At 67.8% G+C, this 1,454-nt stretch carries 1 protein-coding gene; it reads left to right on the top strand.

What is annotated here, in order from left to right; all coding sequences use genetic code 11:
• Positions 1 to 243: 243 nt before the first annotated feature.
• Positions 244 to 1,434, top strand: coding sequence for an IS110 family RNA-guided transposase (locus tag IF29_RS0141030; RefSeq protein ID WP_030267606.1), 1,191 nt, complete (start codon positions 244 to 246; stop codon positions 1,432 to 1,434).
• The last annotated feature ends 20 nt before the right edge of the window (positions 1,435 to 1,454 follow it).

Raw genomic sequence — 1,454 nt, 5'->3', positions numbered from 1 at the left:
TCAGTCGGTCCTACGTTGTTGGCATGGGTTGAACGGGCTGTCGTAAGGTCCAGAGGCCCAGAGACGCCGGGTATGGCTTTCAGTCGGTTGCACTCGATGGTTCACCTCACCTGGCCGCCCGGCGTCTCACGACGACTCGACCGCTGATTAGGAGCTGCGGGCCCCTCGGGTGCACCGCTGAGTAGGACCACGCTGGCGAGGTCGTCCGGACGAACAGCACGCATCGAACGACCGGAGGAACAGGTGGCCCAGATCTGGGCAGGCACGGACATCGGCAAGACCCACCACCACTGCGTGGTCCTGGACGCCGAGGGCAGGAAGATGCTTTCGCGCCGGGTGCTGAACGACGAACCCGAGCTGCTGGCCCTGCTCGCCGATGTGCTGGCGCTGGATGAGGACGTGCTCTGGGCGGTCGACGTCGCCGACGGCATGGCGGCGCTGTGGATCAACGTGCTCCTCAACCACAACCAGCAGCTGGTCTACATACCGGGTCTGGCGGTCAACCGGGCCTCGGCCGGCTACCGGGGCATGGGCAAGACCGATGCCAAGGACGCCGTCGTCATCGCCGACCAGGCCCGGATGCGCCGGGACCTGACGGTCCTGCAGCCGGACGACGAGCACACCATAGAGCTGCGTATCCTCACCAACCGGCGAGCCGACCTGAACGCGGACCGAACCCGCCGGATCAACCGCCTGCGCGGCCAACTCACCAGCTTCTTCCCTGCGTTGGAGCGTGTATTGGATCTGGGGAACCTGGGCCCGTTGGTCCTGCTGACCGGCTACCAGACCCCGGCAGCCCTGCGCCGGAGCGGCCGCAGCCGCCTGGAGACCTGGCTGCGCAACCGCAAGGTCCGCGGCGCCGACATCCTGGCCCAGGCCGCCCTGGAGGCCGCCGAACGCCAGCACACCACCGTCCCCGGGGAGAAGATTGCCGCGCAGGTGGTCCACACCCTGGCCAGGGAGGTGATGGGCCTCAACGAGCAGATCGCCGAGATCGACAAGCTCATTGCGGCCCGGTTTCGCGACCACGACCTCGCCGATGTGATCGCCAGCATGCCTGGCATTGGACCGCTGCTGGGCGCCGAGTTCCTGGCCGCCACCGCCGGCGACATGACCCGCTTCGGCACCGCCGACCGCCTCGCCAGCTTCGCCGGAGTCGCCCCGGTGCCCCGCGACTCCGGCAACATCAGCGGCAACCTGCACCGCCCCAAGCGCTATCATCGCGGGCTGCAACGCGTCTTCTACACCTCCGCGCTCATCAGCATCCGCAGCTGCGACGAGTCCCGCCGCTACTACGAACGCAAGCGCGCCGAAGGCAAGCGACACACCCAGGCCGTCCTCGCCCTGGCCCGCCGACGCGTCAACGTCCTGTGGGCCCTCATACGCGACGGACAGTGCTTCCAAGGTGGACTCCCGGTCACAGCGGCTGCTTGACGAGCTTCATTAGGAGGTGA

Source organism: Streptacidiphilus jeojiense, from assembly GCF_000719095.1.
GTDB classification, from domain to species: Bacteria; Actinomycetota; Actinomycetes; order Streptomycetales; family Streptomycetaceae; genus Streptacidiphilus; species Streptacidiphilus jeojiensis.
The sequence above is the reverse complement of the archived record's forward strand: the minus strand, read 5'-3'. Positions and strand labels throughout refer to the sequence as shown.